Origin of the sequence: Bacillus sp. JJ1532 (assembly GCF_036965085.1) — a bacterium.
Taxonomy (GTDB): Bacteria; Bacillota; Bacilli; order Bacillales; family Cytobacillaceae; genus Cytobacillus.
Genome location: NZ_JBALOW010000002.1, coordinates 174,420 through 189,039, shown reverse-complemented (window position 1 = coordinate 189,039; position 14,620 = coordinate 174,420). Strand labels below are relative to the sequence as shown.

Genomic DNA, 14,620 nt, shown 5'->3' with positions numbered 1-14,620 from the left:
ATGGCTGCTTGTAGATACAGCAGTAAAGAAATATCATTTTTCGATGTTAAGCAAAAAATTGAGGTTACGGTTTATCGCCAAGGAAGGTAATAAATGTGTCCCAGACATTAATTTCAAATATAGAGTGATACCTAATTTAGACAATAAACGACATAAAAGAAATTTTGTTTATTATATTAATAAAAATGACGAATTATTTATTAATAGATTGAGGTGTTATAATTTGATACAATCCAAGATAATATTTCTGGGATAAATTTGAAGGGAGGAATTATTTGATGGAAGGCGTTAACCATGCTAAGAATCTCCAATTTTATGGAGGGAAAATTGGTGGTTGGATACCACTTGGTTCACTCGTTGTTTTTATGCTTGCATTTGTCATTACGGATCATATTTCTTTAAAGGTGTTTTGGGCGGCCGGTTTTTTTGCATTGTCTTTAAGTTTCCTATTTTCAAAAGACAAGAAACAGTTTAGTGATGTTTCCCTTAAAGGGCTGACTGATCCGATGTTTTCTGTTTTGGTGATAATATTTTTATTTGCAGGTATTTTATCACATCTACTTCGACAAAGTGGTCTAATCGATGGTTTGCTTTGGTTGAGTACTACACTTGGATTGGATGCGGCTTATTTGCCACTAATTACCTTCTTGGCATGTGCGGCTATTTCAACTGCTACTGGTACTGCAGGAGGTACAGTAGCTACGGCAACTCCTATTTTGTTACCGCTTTCACTAGGATTAGGCTGTGATCCTGCCTTAGTATTGGGCGCAATCATTAGCGGGGCATTCTTCGGTGATAACTTAGCTCCGATTTCTGATACAACTATAGCATCATCATTAACAATGGAATCTGAAGTCCCAAAAGTAGTTAAAAACAGGCTAAAATACTCTCTTATTGCAGGTTTTATTGCGAGTATCCTATATGTGATATTCGGCAAGATGACTACAAATCAGTTACCTGAAACTCTAGTGGAAGATGCAGGTGGCCCAAAGACATTAATCATGCTAGTAATACCAGCTATCATGGTATTCCTTATGATCAAAGGAAAAGACTTGGTTACTGTACTACTGACCTGCAACCTCGTTGCAATTATTTTAAACATTACTATGGGATTTATGTCTTTAGAATTCATTATTAATATTGAAGGTCCAATAGTTGCAGGGATCTCAGGTATGCTCAGTATCATTGTTTTTCAGATATTCTTGTTTGCTTTACTTGAATTGACAAAAGCTAGTGGAAACTTTGAAGAATTTGTTAAAACTGCAGGTAGTCAGTGCAAAACCCCAAGGCAGGCCGAATTAATGGTAGCATTCCTAACTGTCATGGGAACTGTAGCAACAGCTATTAATACAGTCGCAATCGTTATGATAGGACCTGTTGCTAATAAACTATTTAAGAAATTTAATCTGGATAGGAGACGCGGTGCCAATATCTTAGACGGTTTTTCATGTGCGACTGCAGGTGTACTTCCATATAATGCATCTATGATGGTTATGTTTGGCTTGGCCGTTTCATCTGGTGTATTATCAGAAACATTCTCAGTTATGTCAATACCAATGTACTCATTCCACGCCATCTTATTGTTTGTAGTATTCCTTATTAGTATTATTACTGGTTGGGATAGACGCTATGAAAAAGTTACGGGTAATCATATAGAAATTCTCAAAAATCCTCCAATGAATAGTACAACAATAAAAAAAACAAGTTAAATACTTTTTTAGTATTTATGTATAATATTAACATTTGCTTGAAGACGTGTTATATGATTGATTTGCGAACACATAAGTAGATTAATCAGGAGGTATAAAATGAAAAAGGAATATATAGAAGCTTTCTTGGAAATTGTCAAAACACTCAATATTACTAAAGCTTCTGAAAACCTACATTTAACTCAATCCGCTTTAAGTAACCGTCTAAAGCTTATGGAAGATGAATTGGGCACGCAATTAATTATTCGGTTTAGGGGTAATCGTTTTATTGAACTTACTAAGCAGGGTGAGGAATTTATTGAGATAGCAGAACGTTGGATGCTATTGTTTAATGAAACAAAGAAATTAAAACATAATCATGTAGCGTCTTTAATAATTGGTTCAGTTGATAGCTTTCATAATACAGTTTTATATCCTATATATTTGCAAATTTCCGAAAATGATACACCAGTTGCTTTACAGGTTCGAACCCATCAATCAATGGAACTTTATAAGTTTATAGAAAATAGAGAGATTGATGTCGCATTTGTTTCTTTTGAACGTAATGTTAAGAATGTGGTAGTAGAACCTATTTTTAAACAGCGTATGTGTATTGCTATAAACATTGGTAATAAAGAAAAGAAAAGTATTGGGCATCCCTCTCAATTGGATCCTAGTAAAGAAATTTTTATGAACTGGGGAAAGGAATTTGAGCATTGGCATAATAAATGGTGGGGTGATTCATTTTCGCCTCAGTTAGAAACAGATTCTATGTCAGTTCTTAACCATTTCATGAATATAGAGAACAACTGGGCGGTTGTTCCTGTAAGTACATTCAACACTTTGTTTTCGAAAAATTCAAATATAGAAATGTGTGATTTCTTAGATATGTCCCCACCAGATCGTATATGCTATATGATTAAGCATAAATACAACATTTTACCAAGCCATGATACTGGGTTGAAACTATTTGAACAATTATTAACGGATTACATCGATAACAATTCTTCACTCATGTCTGTTTGATAAACATATGCGTTCCAATCGATATATGTAGAATCGAAAGGAAGTTTAATGAAGAATGAAAAAGATTTATTTAGATAACGCTGCAACAACACTTGTTAATCCAAGGGTATTGGAAGTATCAAAAAAATTTACAGACATGCTTCGAGACACAAATCTTTCTACTAGTGATGTAACTCGTGTTCAGAGAAGTTCACTTGTTACTGCTCGTCAAGATGTTGCAGACTTCTTAGGATGTGATAGAGAAGAGATAGCGCTAGTTCAATGCACATCACATGCTCTAGGAATTTTAGTTGATAGATTGCCACTGAAAAAAGAAGATAATGTCTTAATTTGTGATCTAGAATACCAAGCATCTACTGTTTGTTGGAAAAGACGACAAGATGAAGTTGGATTTGAGCTTCGCCAGGTTAAAACAAGTGGAGGCCAGGTTACTGCAGATAATTTTAGAAGATATATAGATAATAATACAAAGGTTATCCTGTTGGCATCAGTTCAAGAAATAAACGGATTTCGTGCGGATGTTAAAGAAATAGGCAAATTAGCAAAAGAGTATGGCTGCTATTATATAGTTGATGGTATCCAAGAAGTGGGTTCGCTTCAAGTAAATGTACGAGATATTGGTATGGACTTTTACTGTAGTGGCGGTAAAAAATGGTTAGGTAATCCGTTTGGCATGGGTTTCTTATATATAAAGCGTGAACATCTAAAAACTCTGAAACCGAGTTACTATTCCTACTTTGATATCCAAGTTCCAAGCAAATACGCAGATTACTTAACTTATTTAGAAGATCCAAGAAGGCACCCCTTTGATGAGTACGTATTAGCAGAGGATGCGTCTGTTTTTGAAATTGGCGGCTATGGTAATTATATTGGTGCTATGGGACTTTCTGAATCAATACATGTTTTAAATGACTTCGGTATAGAAAATGTCGAAAGGAAAAATATAAAACTAAATAAGCAATTATATAATGGTTTAAGAGAGTTAGGAGTGTTTTTAGAAAGTCCAGGAGTAGAAGATAATATGTCATCTATTGTATCCTTTAATTTTAATCGATTAAAGAACAATAATATAGAAAAAGAGCGTAGACTTATACGTTATTTACAAGATCATAATATATATGTGTCACTTCGTTGTTCTACTGGTGTTGGTGGCGTAAGGGTATCTGTTCACTATTATAGCACTGAAGAAGAAGTAGATATTTTCCTTGCAGCTGTCAAGAATTTTATGGAAATAGATAGAAACGTAGAATAAATCATGGAGGTAAAAAATGAACAGCGAAAGTACAGGGGTATTTTTCAATTCAGATCTACAAAAAGAAATAAAGGATAAATTTCACTATGTTGATCATGATAATTTAGGTAGAAAAAGACTCTTTTTCGAAAATTCCGGCGGATCATTTCGTCTAAAATCTGCAGTCGAGGCTAGATCTCGCTACGAAAAAATACCTGATTGTCCTGAAAGGATTCATGACACAGCAATGATGCTTCAAAAGGTTAAAGAGGACGGTATACGTGATATAATGCAGGTAATTTTCGGTGCAAAAACAGGTAAATTGGTGACGGAGCTAACTGCATCACAGGTAATGTTCCAAATTTCACAGGCAATTGTTGAAAATGTACCTGGAACTAATGTGGTTACTACTTCTATAGAACATCCATCAGCATTTGACTCAGCCAAGTATTATGCTGAAAAGACAGGAAAAGAGTTTCGTGTTGCTATGGCGAATCCAAAAACAGGTGGTATAGATACAGACGAGATTATAAGACATATTGATGATAACACTTGTTTGTTGAGTATTATCAGTGCATCAAACATATCCGGTAATATCATAAATATAGAAGAAGTAGTAAGAGAAGCTAGAAAAATTAAACCTGATTTATATATTATTTCAGATGCAGTGCAGCATATGCCTCATGCTGTTTTGGATGTAGAAAAATATCAGCTTGATGGGATAAATTTTGCTCCATATAAAGCATTTGGTGTACGAGGTTGTGGATATGGATATATCTCGGATCGTGTTGCAAAACTTCCACATCATAAATTAGCTGCAAAGCCTGAAAATGAATGGGAACTCGGCACATTCCCTCATCCAAATTTTGCAGCAATCAGCGCAGTCGTGGACTATGTTTGCTGGATAGGTGAACATTTTTCGGATACCAAAGATAGACGTAATTTATATGTTGTTGGTATGACACATATTCATCTTCATGAAAGAGCTTTGTTGCATCGTATGTTGGAAGGAACTAAAGAGGTTCCAGGATTGCGTCATATTAAGGGAGTAAATGTTTTGCTGGATTCACAGGAATTGATAAATCGAGATCTAATTTCGGCAATTAGCTTAGAAGGTTTAGGTTATACTGAAGCGGTTGCGCAATACTATAAACGTGGTGTCACGGTATACGAGAGAGTAAATACAAGTCTATATTCTAAGCGCATTATCGAATCTTTAGGTTTAGATGGTGCAATCCGAGTTTCACCATTACACTGTCATGATGCAAGTGATATAGATGAATTCTTAAAGATCACATCACATTTAGTTAAAGACTTATCCAAACAAATACTAGTTTAATATTATTATGCAATTCTTTAGTATATAAGGTTAAAAAACATAAATTCCTCAAATATCGAAATAAAAAGATTAGAACCCGTTCGTATTTTGTTAAATATAATAAAAATCGGTATAGAAATAAAGAAAACAATAATAAATCAGAATGATGCACTAAGAAAATATATCATAATTTAGATTGTTTACAAAGGCTCTCTAAAATAAGGTAGAAGCTTTAGAGAGTGGTACAAAAGAGTAAAGCTATAAGGAACTAATCGGAAAAACTTCCGATTAGTTTTTTTGAGGTAAAAGGAGTAATAACAATGAAATGGGTAGTGGGTTTGCAATTATACCTAGATCGATATATAAAACTAATTATCCTGTAGCAAGGTCAGCATTATTTCCTTTTTAGGGCCATTATCTGGAATTAGATCTCAAACAAAACTATAATCTACATATACATAAAGGTTTAGGAAGTGGTTTAAATTTTTAGTGCAATCATTTTGTTTATAATTGCAGGAATAGCTGAAATTGGTGGGGGCTATTTGATTTGGTTATGGTTAAGAGAAGGAAAACCTTTTTACTGGGGAATTGGGGGTGGAATAGCATTAGCTTTATACGGTGTAATCGCTACTTTCCAATCCTTTCCGTCATTCGGTAGAGTTTATGCTGCTTACGGTGGTGTATTTATTGTTCTATCTGTTCTGTGGGGATGGGGCATTGATAAAAAAACACCCGATTTATATGATTGGCTAGGTGCTGGGATCTGTTTAATAGGTGTTTCAATGATATTATTTGCACCACGTCAATAGCGAATTTGTTCACAGGACATTGCCTCGGATCGCTAAATTTCTTCAATTTACTTTAGTTTCACTGGAAGAGTTCTGAAATACAACGACATCCTTATGAAAGGACGAAAACAGCAAAGTAATAGAGTATTTCCTTTTAATAGGGAATGCTTTTTATTTTGTCTGAAATCAAAAGAAACAATAATATTATAATTAAAAACAATATTTATTTATTGTAAAACGATAAAATATGTATTAAAATCACATTAACAATAAATAAATGAGGTGCTTAATATAAATAGAGAAACACTTTTTTTAAAGTTCGTTGTTGTTCTGATGGGAATTCCCGTTCTTGCATTGTGCATCTTTTTGGTTCCGGAGATAGGGAATGTTACTGCAAAATTGCTTCCAGAGTTTGCTTATATAAAATATCTCGTTTCCATCGTTTTTTATGCATCCGCGATCCCTTTTTACATTGCTTTGTATCAGGCTTTCAAACTTTTACGCTATATTGATAAAAATGAAGCTTTCTCGCAAATTTCTGTAATAGCTTTAAAGAAAATCAATGGCTGTGCCATCGCAATTAGTATCTTGCATGTGCTAGTCTTGCCGCTTTTCTATCTCTTTGCGGAAGTAGACGATGCCCCAGGTGTCATCTTTGTCGGATTGGTTGTTCCTTTTGCTTCCATGGTGATTGCCGTTTTTGCCGCTGTTCTTCAAAAGCTGTTAAAAAATGCAATCGATATAAAATCAGAAAATGATTTAACGGTTTGAGGTGAAAACAATGGCGATTATAATCAATATTGATGTGATGCTGGCTAAAAGGAAAATGAGCGTAACAGAACTTTCGGAGCGCGTTGGAATCACAATGGCTAACCTTTCTATCTTGAAAAATGGAAAGGCTAAAGCGATTCGATTTTCAACTTTAGAGGCGATTTGTAAGGCTTTAGATTGTCAGCCTGGGGATATTCTAGAATACAAAAATGACGAAGATACTAAAGAATAATAAAATAGCATTTTTTATGATGAAAATATGAGATTGAACTGGGTGAAAAGGAAGGCTCACTTAATTTCCCTTAAACTAAAGATGTAGATGTATACAAAAAAAGTAGCTCATAAAGCTACTTTTTTTCCAATTGCTCCAATCGTACAACAGGAAACCAACCCTCGACCTCCAAAATTAATTTCCATAGAGGAGTAGGAATAACAGCTTGATGTTGATCGGTAGTTGTTAGTTGGTGCCTAATGGTTTCTTCTTCATGATGTTGTACTTTTTCAACCCAATGAGGATCAACCACTAGTGCTCGTCCGAGTGCGATAAAGTCTGTTTTCCCTTTCTCAAATACATGTGCTGCTTCATCTGGGGTGTGAATATTTCCAACACCAATGACTGGTACACGACCGTCTATATATTCTGCAATTAATTCTGTACGTGATTTTTCACTATTAATTCCTCTGCGCGGCTTAGCCCAAGCGTTCGTTGTAGCAATATGAATATAATCAATATCTGCTTTCATTAATTCATCAAGTAACTCGAATGTTTCTTTCATCGTGATTCCAGGTGTTTCAGGTTCTTCAGCTGAAAAACGATAACCAATTAAGAATGGTTTTGTTGCATGTTCTATGATAACACGCTTCACTTCATCGATTAGTTTTATGGCAAATACATAACGATTTTGGAACTCATCTGTTCGTTGATTCGAATGTGGTGAAACAAACTGCTGGAGTAAATAACCTGTTGCACCGTGCAATTCGACTCCATCAAATCCGGCTTTAATTGTACGGCGTGTTGCGTCACCAAAGTCTTTAATAATTTCATATACTTCATCCGTAGTTAATGCTCTCGGTGTCTGCCCGATGCTATAAAATCCACGGTCTCCAAGGGGAGCGACAGCACTTGCACTTACGGTTTCTCCAGTTGGAATAAGTCTTGGGACTGCTAAACGGCCACCATGATAAAGTTGAACAACTCCTTTAGCACCACCAGAGTGAATAACATCTGCTAATTTGGAAAGATCGTCAATTGTCCCATCATGATCAATCCCCATTTGACCATCGAAACCTTTACCATTTCTTGAAACATATGCACAGGCCGTAATAATCGTTCCGACACCATTCGCACGTTCCTTGTAATAATTAAGTTCTTCCTGTGAAACATAGTCATTTTCATCTGCGGAAAATGTTGTCATTGGAGCCATCATGAGGCGATTTTTTACATGAACTCCGCTTTTAAATGTGAAATCTTGAAATAAGTTTTGATACTTGTCTTTCATAGAAATACTCCTTTAAATACACCTCAGTAAGTGAAAAATAGAGGTGTTTTATTTTTACACGTATAGTTTCATCCATTCTTGGAAGTTTGTGATAACGCCGTCTAAGAAGGAGATTGTTGCTTCATCTATTAAGTTCCCTTCAGCATCGAATTTCTCATGAACAGCACCAACATATACTTCGTTTCCACCGAGCACTGGAGAATTTAAACCACTCGCAAATAGAATGTCTCGCAGGTGCATTTGTGCTTTTACAGAACCTAAAATCCCCATTGAAGAACCCATTATAATGGATGGCTTACCATTCATCACCTTATCTACGCGACTTAACCAATCAATCGCATTTCCTAACACACCCGGAATAGATGAATTGTATTCAGGCGTTACCCAAAGAACCGCATCAGCTTCCTTGACTTTCGATTTAAAATCAAGTACTTCTTGAGGTGCATCTAATTCAATATCTTGGTTGTACATGGGTAGGGGAGCTAAGTCTAAAATCTCCACCTCAAATTGATCTGCATAACGTTTTTGAACATGTTTTGCCAGTTGTAAATTATATGAATCTTTACGAATACTTCCTACAATTGCTACTACTTTCATTTTGTTGACCTCCAGATGTTATATGTTGACGAGGGTTTCTATTTCTTTTGAAATGGCGTTACTGCCTGCATGTAATTTCGTAGCAATCTGTTTAATATTGCTGCGAGAAATTTGATCAGCAGGTGCTGCAATTGCTAAGGCAGCTATAACCTCTTGATTGCGAAAAACAGGAACAGCGACGCAACGGATACCAACAATACGTTCCTCATCATCAAATGCATAACCATCTTCACGAATAGCCTTTAAATGATAATTAAATAGTTGTGAGTCTTGAAACGTATTTTTTGTTGCACGTTCAAGTGACAATTTATCAAATATGGAAGCTAGCAAATCTTCATCTAAATTAGCTAAGATCACTTTCCCTAAAGCGGATTGATGTAGTTTTGAGCGATTTCCAATTTCTTCGTCTGCTGATTCCTGAAAGGGAGCGTGTAATACTTGCGTCATAACAAGATCGGTCCCGTCCACTTTTCCTATATAGGTACTCATCTGTAAATTTTGCGCTAGTTGGCAAATTGAACGTAATGAAGCCCAATCCATTTCTGAACGTTTTTCAAAGCTTTCGCAAAACATTTTATGATGAATAAAATATTGAGCTTGAAGTTTATAAACATATCCCATATCTTCTAGGGTAGTTAAAATCCGAAAAGCTGTCGATTTACTTAATTTCTGTTCTTCCATCACTTCTCTTAACGTAATGCCTTTACGCTGTTTTACTAATTCTAAAACGAGAAGCCCCTTTTTTAATGTCGATACTTCATTCTGTGCCATTTCATCACCTCAGTCTCAGATAGTATAGATGTTTTATTTTTTGGACTCAAACTATACAGAGTGAGTTTCATTATTTGAAACTTGTTAAAAGGAATTTGTGAGTCTCATTTTAAGAAACTATGATATAGCTAATCAATGATAGGAGGCAAAAACAATGAAATATACAACATTAAAAAAATCTAATCTTGAAGCATCAGTCATTGGACTCGGTACAAATGCAGTTGGTGGGCATAATTTATTCCAAAATTTAAGTGAGGAAAATGGAAAAGATTTTGTAAGGGAAGCATTAAACATCGGGGTAAATTTTATTGATACAGCTGATATTTATGGTCTTGGTCGTTCTGAAGAATTAGTTGGTGAGGTATTAAAAGAATTTAAACGAGATGACTTATTGATTGCAACGAAGGGAGCGCAACATTGGTCCAGCGATGGCTCAGTAAAAACGGATAATCGTCCTGAATATTTGCGACAAGCAGTTGAAAAGAGTTTACAAAGAATGCAATTAGACTATGTAGACTTATATTATTTACACTTCCCAGATCAAGTAACACCGTTTGCTGAATCTATTGGAGAATTAGCTCGCTTAAAAGAAGAAGGAAAAATTCGTGCCATTGGGATTTCGAATGTTTCACTTGAGCAATTAAAAGAGGCAAACATTCATGACGATATCTCTGTTTTACAATCACCTTACAATATGTTAGATCGGTCAGCTGAAGCAGAATTATTACCATATTGTATTGAAAATAATATTTCCTTTATTCCATATGGTCCGTTAGCATTTGGTTTGCTTGGTGGTAGTTTCACAAAAGACTCTAAGTTGGATACACAAGATTGGCGCAATTCAGTTCCATTATTCCAAGGTGACCAATTCCAACAAATACTTAAAACAGTGGACAAATTAAAAGAAATGGCTACGCAAAAAGAAACGCCTCTTCCTAACTTAGCGCTAGCTTGGTTACTCGCTCAGAAGGGTGTTGACTCAGTCATTCCAGGAGGTAAACGAAAAGAACGCATCCGTGAAAACGTTCAAGCAAGCGAAATTAGTTTTTCTAAGGAAGAGTTAAACATTATTAACGATATTCTAAATAACAACTGAGTCTATACAACACAGTTGTCCGAAAGTCATTGAAAGCGCAATTCTCTAGCATGAATTGCGTTTTTCCTCTTTAGTCCATATTGAATATAGTAAAATCCTAATGTAGGGGGTGGGGAATAATGGATAGAATAAAAATTCATCCACTGATACTATTTAGTCTTTTTATTAATGCTATTGCAATGGGAATGTTTGCTTTTGAAAATTATAAAGAAAATGATATAGGTTATACCGTTACATTTATGATTCTATGTTTATTTTTAATTGGTCTTATCATTTACGGATTAATAAGAAATAGTAAAATAGACCATACCAACAAATAGAAGAAAAAAAGGGGGACTTATTTAACCGACCTTAAGCCCTTCCCTTCATGGATCTCTTGAATACCTTCTTCACAAACTCCATATGAACGCCAGGAACAAGTTTCACATACAATTTGAATATCGGAGGGGACGACACACTTTCGAATGCACGACTCAATCTCCTCCCAATTCAAAATTTGCCCGATTTTTAGCCCCATTTTTTCTAAAATAGCGGCATCTCTTTCATAAATATGGTCGTCTTGGCAGTGGTATTTCCCTGAGTTTGGGTATTTTTCACACAGCTGATCAGGTCCCTTTATTAGTTGAATTAACGTCTTAGGGTTATTTCTCAACGTTTGATGCAAATGCGTCATATTTTCCACATATTCCTCGGAATAACCCATACCCCGATAGCCCAGAAGGCAAAAAAGATGATGACCTCGCAGTTTATACATAACTCTCCCCCATATACAAGTTCAACAAATTGAAGTGTTAACCAAAAGGTATTAATAGTTAACATATATCAATCATCATAACATATCAAACCTAATTAAATGGGAACTTTTTTGTTTCACGAACGGTTCTTTAATGAAATTTGAAAGGGATAAAGAAAACCTTTCTAATCACTGGATATTAAACTACGATTCAGACCTTTCAATTGTTCTGCTGTATTCTTTTTTGATCATGACCTTTTTAAAATCTATCTTCGTTGTTAAGATTCCGATTAAGACAAGTAAGGCACCTATGTATCCTTTTTCGGAAAGAACTTCACCGGCGAAAATAAAAGCAAATAAAGCTGCGAATACGGGTTCCAATGAAAATATGAGACCTGTATGTGTGGGAGTCGTATATTGTTGGGCTGCAGTTTGGCCGATAAAACCAATCGCACTGCAAAATATACTTAATGCCAAAATAGATACCCATGAATCTGTCGTGTTAGGAAGATGTGGATTTTCGAAAAATAAAGATAGCAGCAAACCCCAAGCCCCGGTAAAACCAAGTTGTAATATTCCGAGAGAAATAGAATCTACATTCTTCGTCAATTTATCCGTCACAATGATGTAAATTGCATAAAACAAAGCCCCTAAAATGATAAGAAAATCCCCTGAGCTAATGCTAAATCCATCATTTAATGTTAAAAGGGCGATACCTACAATTGCGAATACAACGCCGATTACTACCCGTTTTTCAGTTTTTTGTCTAAAAAAGATGGCTAATAATAATGGAACAAATACAACTGCAAGACTAAATAAAAATCCTGCATTTGAGACGGACGTGGATTTTACCCCAATCGTGACAACAGAAATGGCCGAGAACAAGATGGTCCCTAATATAAAACTATATTTAATCGTCTGAAAATCAATGTGTCTAAAGCGTTTGTAGAATACGAGCACCGCTAAAACAAAAGCTATACCGAAGCGTAAGGCGATCAAGTTAAATCCTTGAATGGATTCAAGACCCATCTTCATGAATAAATAAGATGATCCCCAAAATAATGTGACCACAAGCATTGTGAAATCTGCCTTTAATTGAGTATTCATCCCCATCCTTTTTACTTTAGCGACAGCTGTACTCCCATTCATTTTTCATCATCACCTATCCTGTCATAAATTGATTATTTTACATTATATATGTAGAATTTAAATTAGAAAAATGAATGTTTTTAAAGTTATACATGAATTAATTTCATGAAAAGGGAGTGATCAAATTGTCTCTTGCAAAGTTTGAGATTTTTAGTAGCGTTGTAGAATTGGGCAGCCTCACGAAAGCGGGGGAGGCACTCGGTCTAACGCAATCTGCTGTTAGTCATGCCATTTCCAGTCTTGAAACGGAGTGGGGATTTTCCATTCTCAATCGCGGACGCTCAGGAATCCATTTGACGAGCAATGGAGAGCGCATTTTAACATACATCCGTGAAATTTTAAAATGGAACGAAGAAATGATTCAAGAAATAGCTAATATCAATGGAATGGAAATCGGTACAGTTCGGATTGGCACTTTTTCAAGTGTGTCCATTCACTGGTTGCCTGAAATCATGAAAGTGTTTAATGAGCGGCATCCTTCTATCGAAATTAAGCTGCTGGAAGGAGATTATGATGATATAGAGCATTGGATATCAACAGGTATTGTTGATTTTGGGTTTGTGTCCTTGCCCACTGTGCAACAGTTTGAAATGATTCCCTTAAAAAAAGATAGAATGCTCTGCATCGTCTCAGACGAACATCCTCTCGCTGAACAAAATGAGATTTGTTTTGACATGATCAAGGATGATCCCCTAATCAAATCGAAAAAAGGAAGCGATAACGATTTAACCCGAATGTTAAAAGAAAATAATGTTACGCCTAATATTAAATTTGAACTTACAGATGACCAAGCCATTATTTCAATGGTTGGAAATGGAATGGGAATCAGTATACTTCCTGAAATGGTTTTGCACCGGGTTCCAGTTAACGTGCGAATTCTTCAATTAAAAGGAGAAAATTATCGGACAATTGGTATTGCTGCTACATCATTTAAAACCCTTGCTCCAGCTACAAAAAAGTTTATTGAATACTTGAATTCGTGGTTAAGTGAGCCTGCACGCTCCCATCAGATTTGAATGGCTAGTACTTCATAATCGAATACCTTTCGTAAAATAACTAGGGAGCTATCATGGGATCATGCTGGGAAACTTTTTCTTATAAGAAGCTTGGGAATGCATCTTTAAAATTACAAATTTGCCCATTTGAATGTTAAAATATAGGTAAATCGTTTGTGGATGCGGGGAAATTGATTTTTTCTTTATCCAAACATGCCAAAAAAGCAAAAGAAATATTAAGATAATAGAAGAGCATTCATTAACTGAGACACTTTAAAAGAGCCATGGGAGGATCCATATGAAAGTTCGACTGACTAATTTTAGTGAAGAGTGGGCTCTAATTTTTCAAACTGAGGCTGAAATGCTGAAAACAATCTTTGGCGATGAGATCATTAGAATAGAACATTTTGGGAGTACGTCAGTTCAAGGCATGAAGGCAAAACCTGTCATAGATATGATGTGTATTGCTAAAGACATAGAGAAGGTTGATTTATTCAACCACAAAATGGACTCTCTTGGTTATGATGTAGCGGGGGAATGGGGCATTGCCGGTAGAAGGTTATTTCGAAAAGGCGGTGAAAATAGAACCCATCATATTCATTTTTATCAATATGATAACGCTCAAATTGATAGGCACTTAATTTTTCGGGATTATCTTCGGTCCCATCCGGATGAAGCAGCAAATTATAGCCGCTTTAAAGAAGAGCTGGCCGAGCAGTTCGATAACTCAAGGGAATATAGTCAAGCCAAAAAAGATTTCGTGAAGGAAATGGAACAGAAAGCACTTCTCTGGTTTAAGGAGTTTCAGAGAAAATAACAACCTTTATTAGGTATATTAATCAAGAATTTGCCGGAAGGAATTTATACTATAATAACGAATTAATATAAAGGGAACCTAAAAATTGAACACTTGGTAATCGAATTAAAGAACAAAACTAGGTTTAATGTAAGGAGCGAA

Annotated in this window: 16 protein-coding genes; 11 read left to right on the top strand and 5 right to left on the bottom strand. The window is 35.5% G+C overall.

Going from position 1 to position 14,620, the window contains the following annotated elements; genetic code table 11:
• Positions 1-278: 278 nt before the first annotated feature.
• The 7 genes from V7122_RS01290 (at position 279) to V7122_RS01260 (ending at position 7,054) form a co-directional block, all read left to right on the top strand.
• The gene (locus V7122_RS01290) at positions 279-1,709 is read left to right on the top strand and encodes a Na+/H+ antiporter NhaC family protein (RefSeq protein ID WP_335525563.1); all 1,431 of its coding nucleotides are present in this window, start codon (positions 279-281) and stop codon (positions 1,707-1,709) included.
• A 99-nt stretch (positions 1,710-1,808) separates the two neighbouring features.
• The gene (locus tag V7122_RS01285) at positions 1,809-2,714 is read left to right on the top strand and encodes a LysR family transcriptional regulator (protein ID WP_335525562.1); all 906 of its coding nucleotides are present in this window, start codon (positions 1,809-1,811) and stop codon (positions 2,712-2,714) included.
• A gap of 55 nt (positions 2,715-2,769) precedes the next feature.
• Positions 2,770-3,966 (top strand): aminotransferase class V-fold PLP-dependent enzyme, encoded by a 1,197-nt coding sequence (locus V7122_RS01280; protein WP_335525561.1) that lies wholly within the window; start codon positions 2,770-2,772, stop codon positions 3,964-3,966.
• 16 nt (positions 3,967-3,982) lie between these two features.
• Positions 3,983-5,284, top strand: a complete 1,302-nt coding sequence (locus V7122_RS01275) for an aminotransferase class V-fold PLP-dependent enzyme (protein ID WP_335525560.1) — start codon at positions 3,983-3,985, stop codon at positions 5,282-5,284.
• Between the two features lie 461 nt (positions 5,285-5,745).
• Positions 5,746-6,072, top strand: a complete 327-nt coding sequence (locus V7122_RS01270) for a YnfA family protein (RefSeq protein WP_335525581.1) — start codon at positions 5,746-5,748, stop codon at positions 6,070-6,072.
• 312 nt (positions 6,073-6,384) lie between these two features.
• The gene (locus V7122_RS01265) at positions 6,385-6,822 is read left to right on the top strand and encodes a DUF2975 domain-containing protein (RefSeq protein ID WP_335525559.1); all 438 of its coding nucleotides are present in this window, start codon (positions 6,385-6,387) and stop codon (positions 6,820-6,822) included.
• 10 nt (positions 6,823-6,832) lie between these two features.
• On the top strand, positions 6,833-7,054 hold the full coding sequence (locus tag V7122_RS01260; RefSeq protein ID WP_335345456.1) for a helix-turn-helix domain-containing protein: 222 nt from the start codon (positions 6,833-6,835) through the stop codon (positions 7,052-7,054).
• Positions 7,055-7,169: 115 nt separating this feature from the next.
• Here the strand turns inward: V7122_RS01260 and V7122_RS01255 are convergent, their stop codons facing one another.
• The 3 genes from V7122_RS01255 to V7122_RS01245 are packed head-to-tail and all read right to left on the bottom strand — an operon-like array spanning position 7,170 to position 9,689.
• The gene (locus V7122_RS01255) at positions 7,170-8,321 is read right to left on the bottom strand and encodes an NADH-dependent flavin oxidoreductase (RefSeq protein WP_335525558.1); all 1,152 of its coding nucleotides are present in this window, start codon (positions 8,319-8,321) and stop codon (positions 7,170-7,172) included.
• 54 nt (positions 8,322-8,375) lie between these two features.
• Positions 8,376-8,918 (bottom strand): NADPH-dependent FMN reductase, encoded by a 543-nt coding sequence (locus V7122_RS01250; protein ID WP_335525557.1) that lies wholly within the window; start codon positions 8,916-8,918, stop codon positions 8,376-8,378.
• Positions 8,919-8,936: 18 nt separating this feature from the next.
• Positions 8,937-9,689: an IclR family transcriptional regulator gene (locus V7122_RS01245; protein WP_335525556.1), complete on the bottom strand. Its 753-nt coding sequence runs from the start codon at positions 9,687-9,689 to the stop codon at positions 8,937-8,939.
• Positions 9,690-9,843: 154 nt separating this feature from the next.
• Here V7122_RS01245 and V7122_RS01240 point away from each other — a divergent pair, with 154 nt between their 5' ends.
• Complete coding sequence (locus tag V7122_RS01240) at positions 9,844-10,785, top strand: aldo/keto reductase (RefSeq protein WP_335525555.1); 942 nt, start codon at positions 9,844-9,846, stop codon at positions 10,783-10,785.
• 119 nt (positions 10,786-10,904) lie between these two features.
• Positions 10,905-11,105, top strand: coding sequence for a hypothetical protein (locus tag V7122_RS01235; RefSeq protein ID WP_335525554.1), 201 nt, complete (start codon positions 10,905-10,907; stop codon positions 11,103-11,105).
• Positions 11,106-11,122: 17 nt separating this feature from the next.
• Here the strand turns inward: V7122_RS01235 and V7122_RS01230 are convergent, their stop codons facing one another.
• Both V7122_RS01230 and V7122_RS01225 read right to left on the bottom strand, forming a co-directional pair.
• A complete protein-coding gene (locus tag V7122_RS01230) occupies positions 11,123-11,539 on the bottom strand; it encodes a DUF1284 domain-containing protein (protein WP_335525553.1) in 417 nt (138 codons plus the stop codon).
• Between the two features lie 183 nt (positions 11,540-11,722).
• Entirely contained in the window at positions 11,723-12,625 is a 903-nt protein-coding gene (locus tag V7122_RS01225; RefSeq protein WP_335525580.1) for a DMT family transporter, read from the bottom strand.
• 167 nt (positions 12,626-12,792) lie between these two features.
• Between V7122_RS01225 and V7122_RS01220 the strand changes: the two genes are divergently transcribed.
• Both V7122_RS01220 and V7122_RS01215 read left to right on the top strand, forming a co-directional pair.
• Entirely contained in the window at positions 12,793-13,683 is an 891-nt protein-coding gene (locus V7122_RS01220; RefSeq protein ID WP_335525552.1) for a LysR family transcriptional regulator, read from the top strand.
• A gap of 277 nt (positions 13,684-13,960) precedes the next feature.
• Positions 13,961-14,479, top strand: coding sequence for a GrpB family protein (locus tag V7122_RS01215; protein ID WP_335525551.1), 519 nt, complete (start codon positions 13,961-13,963; stop codon positions 14,477-14,479).
• Positions 14,480-14,620 lie beyond the last annotated feature (141 nt).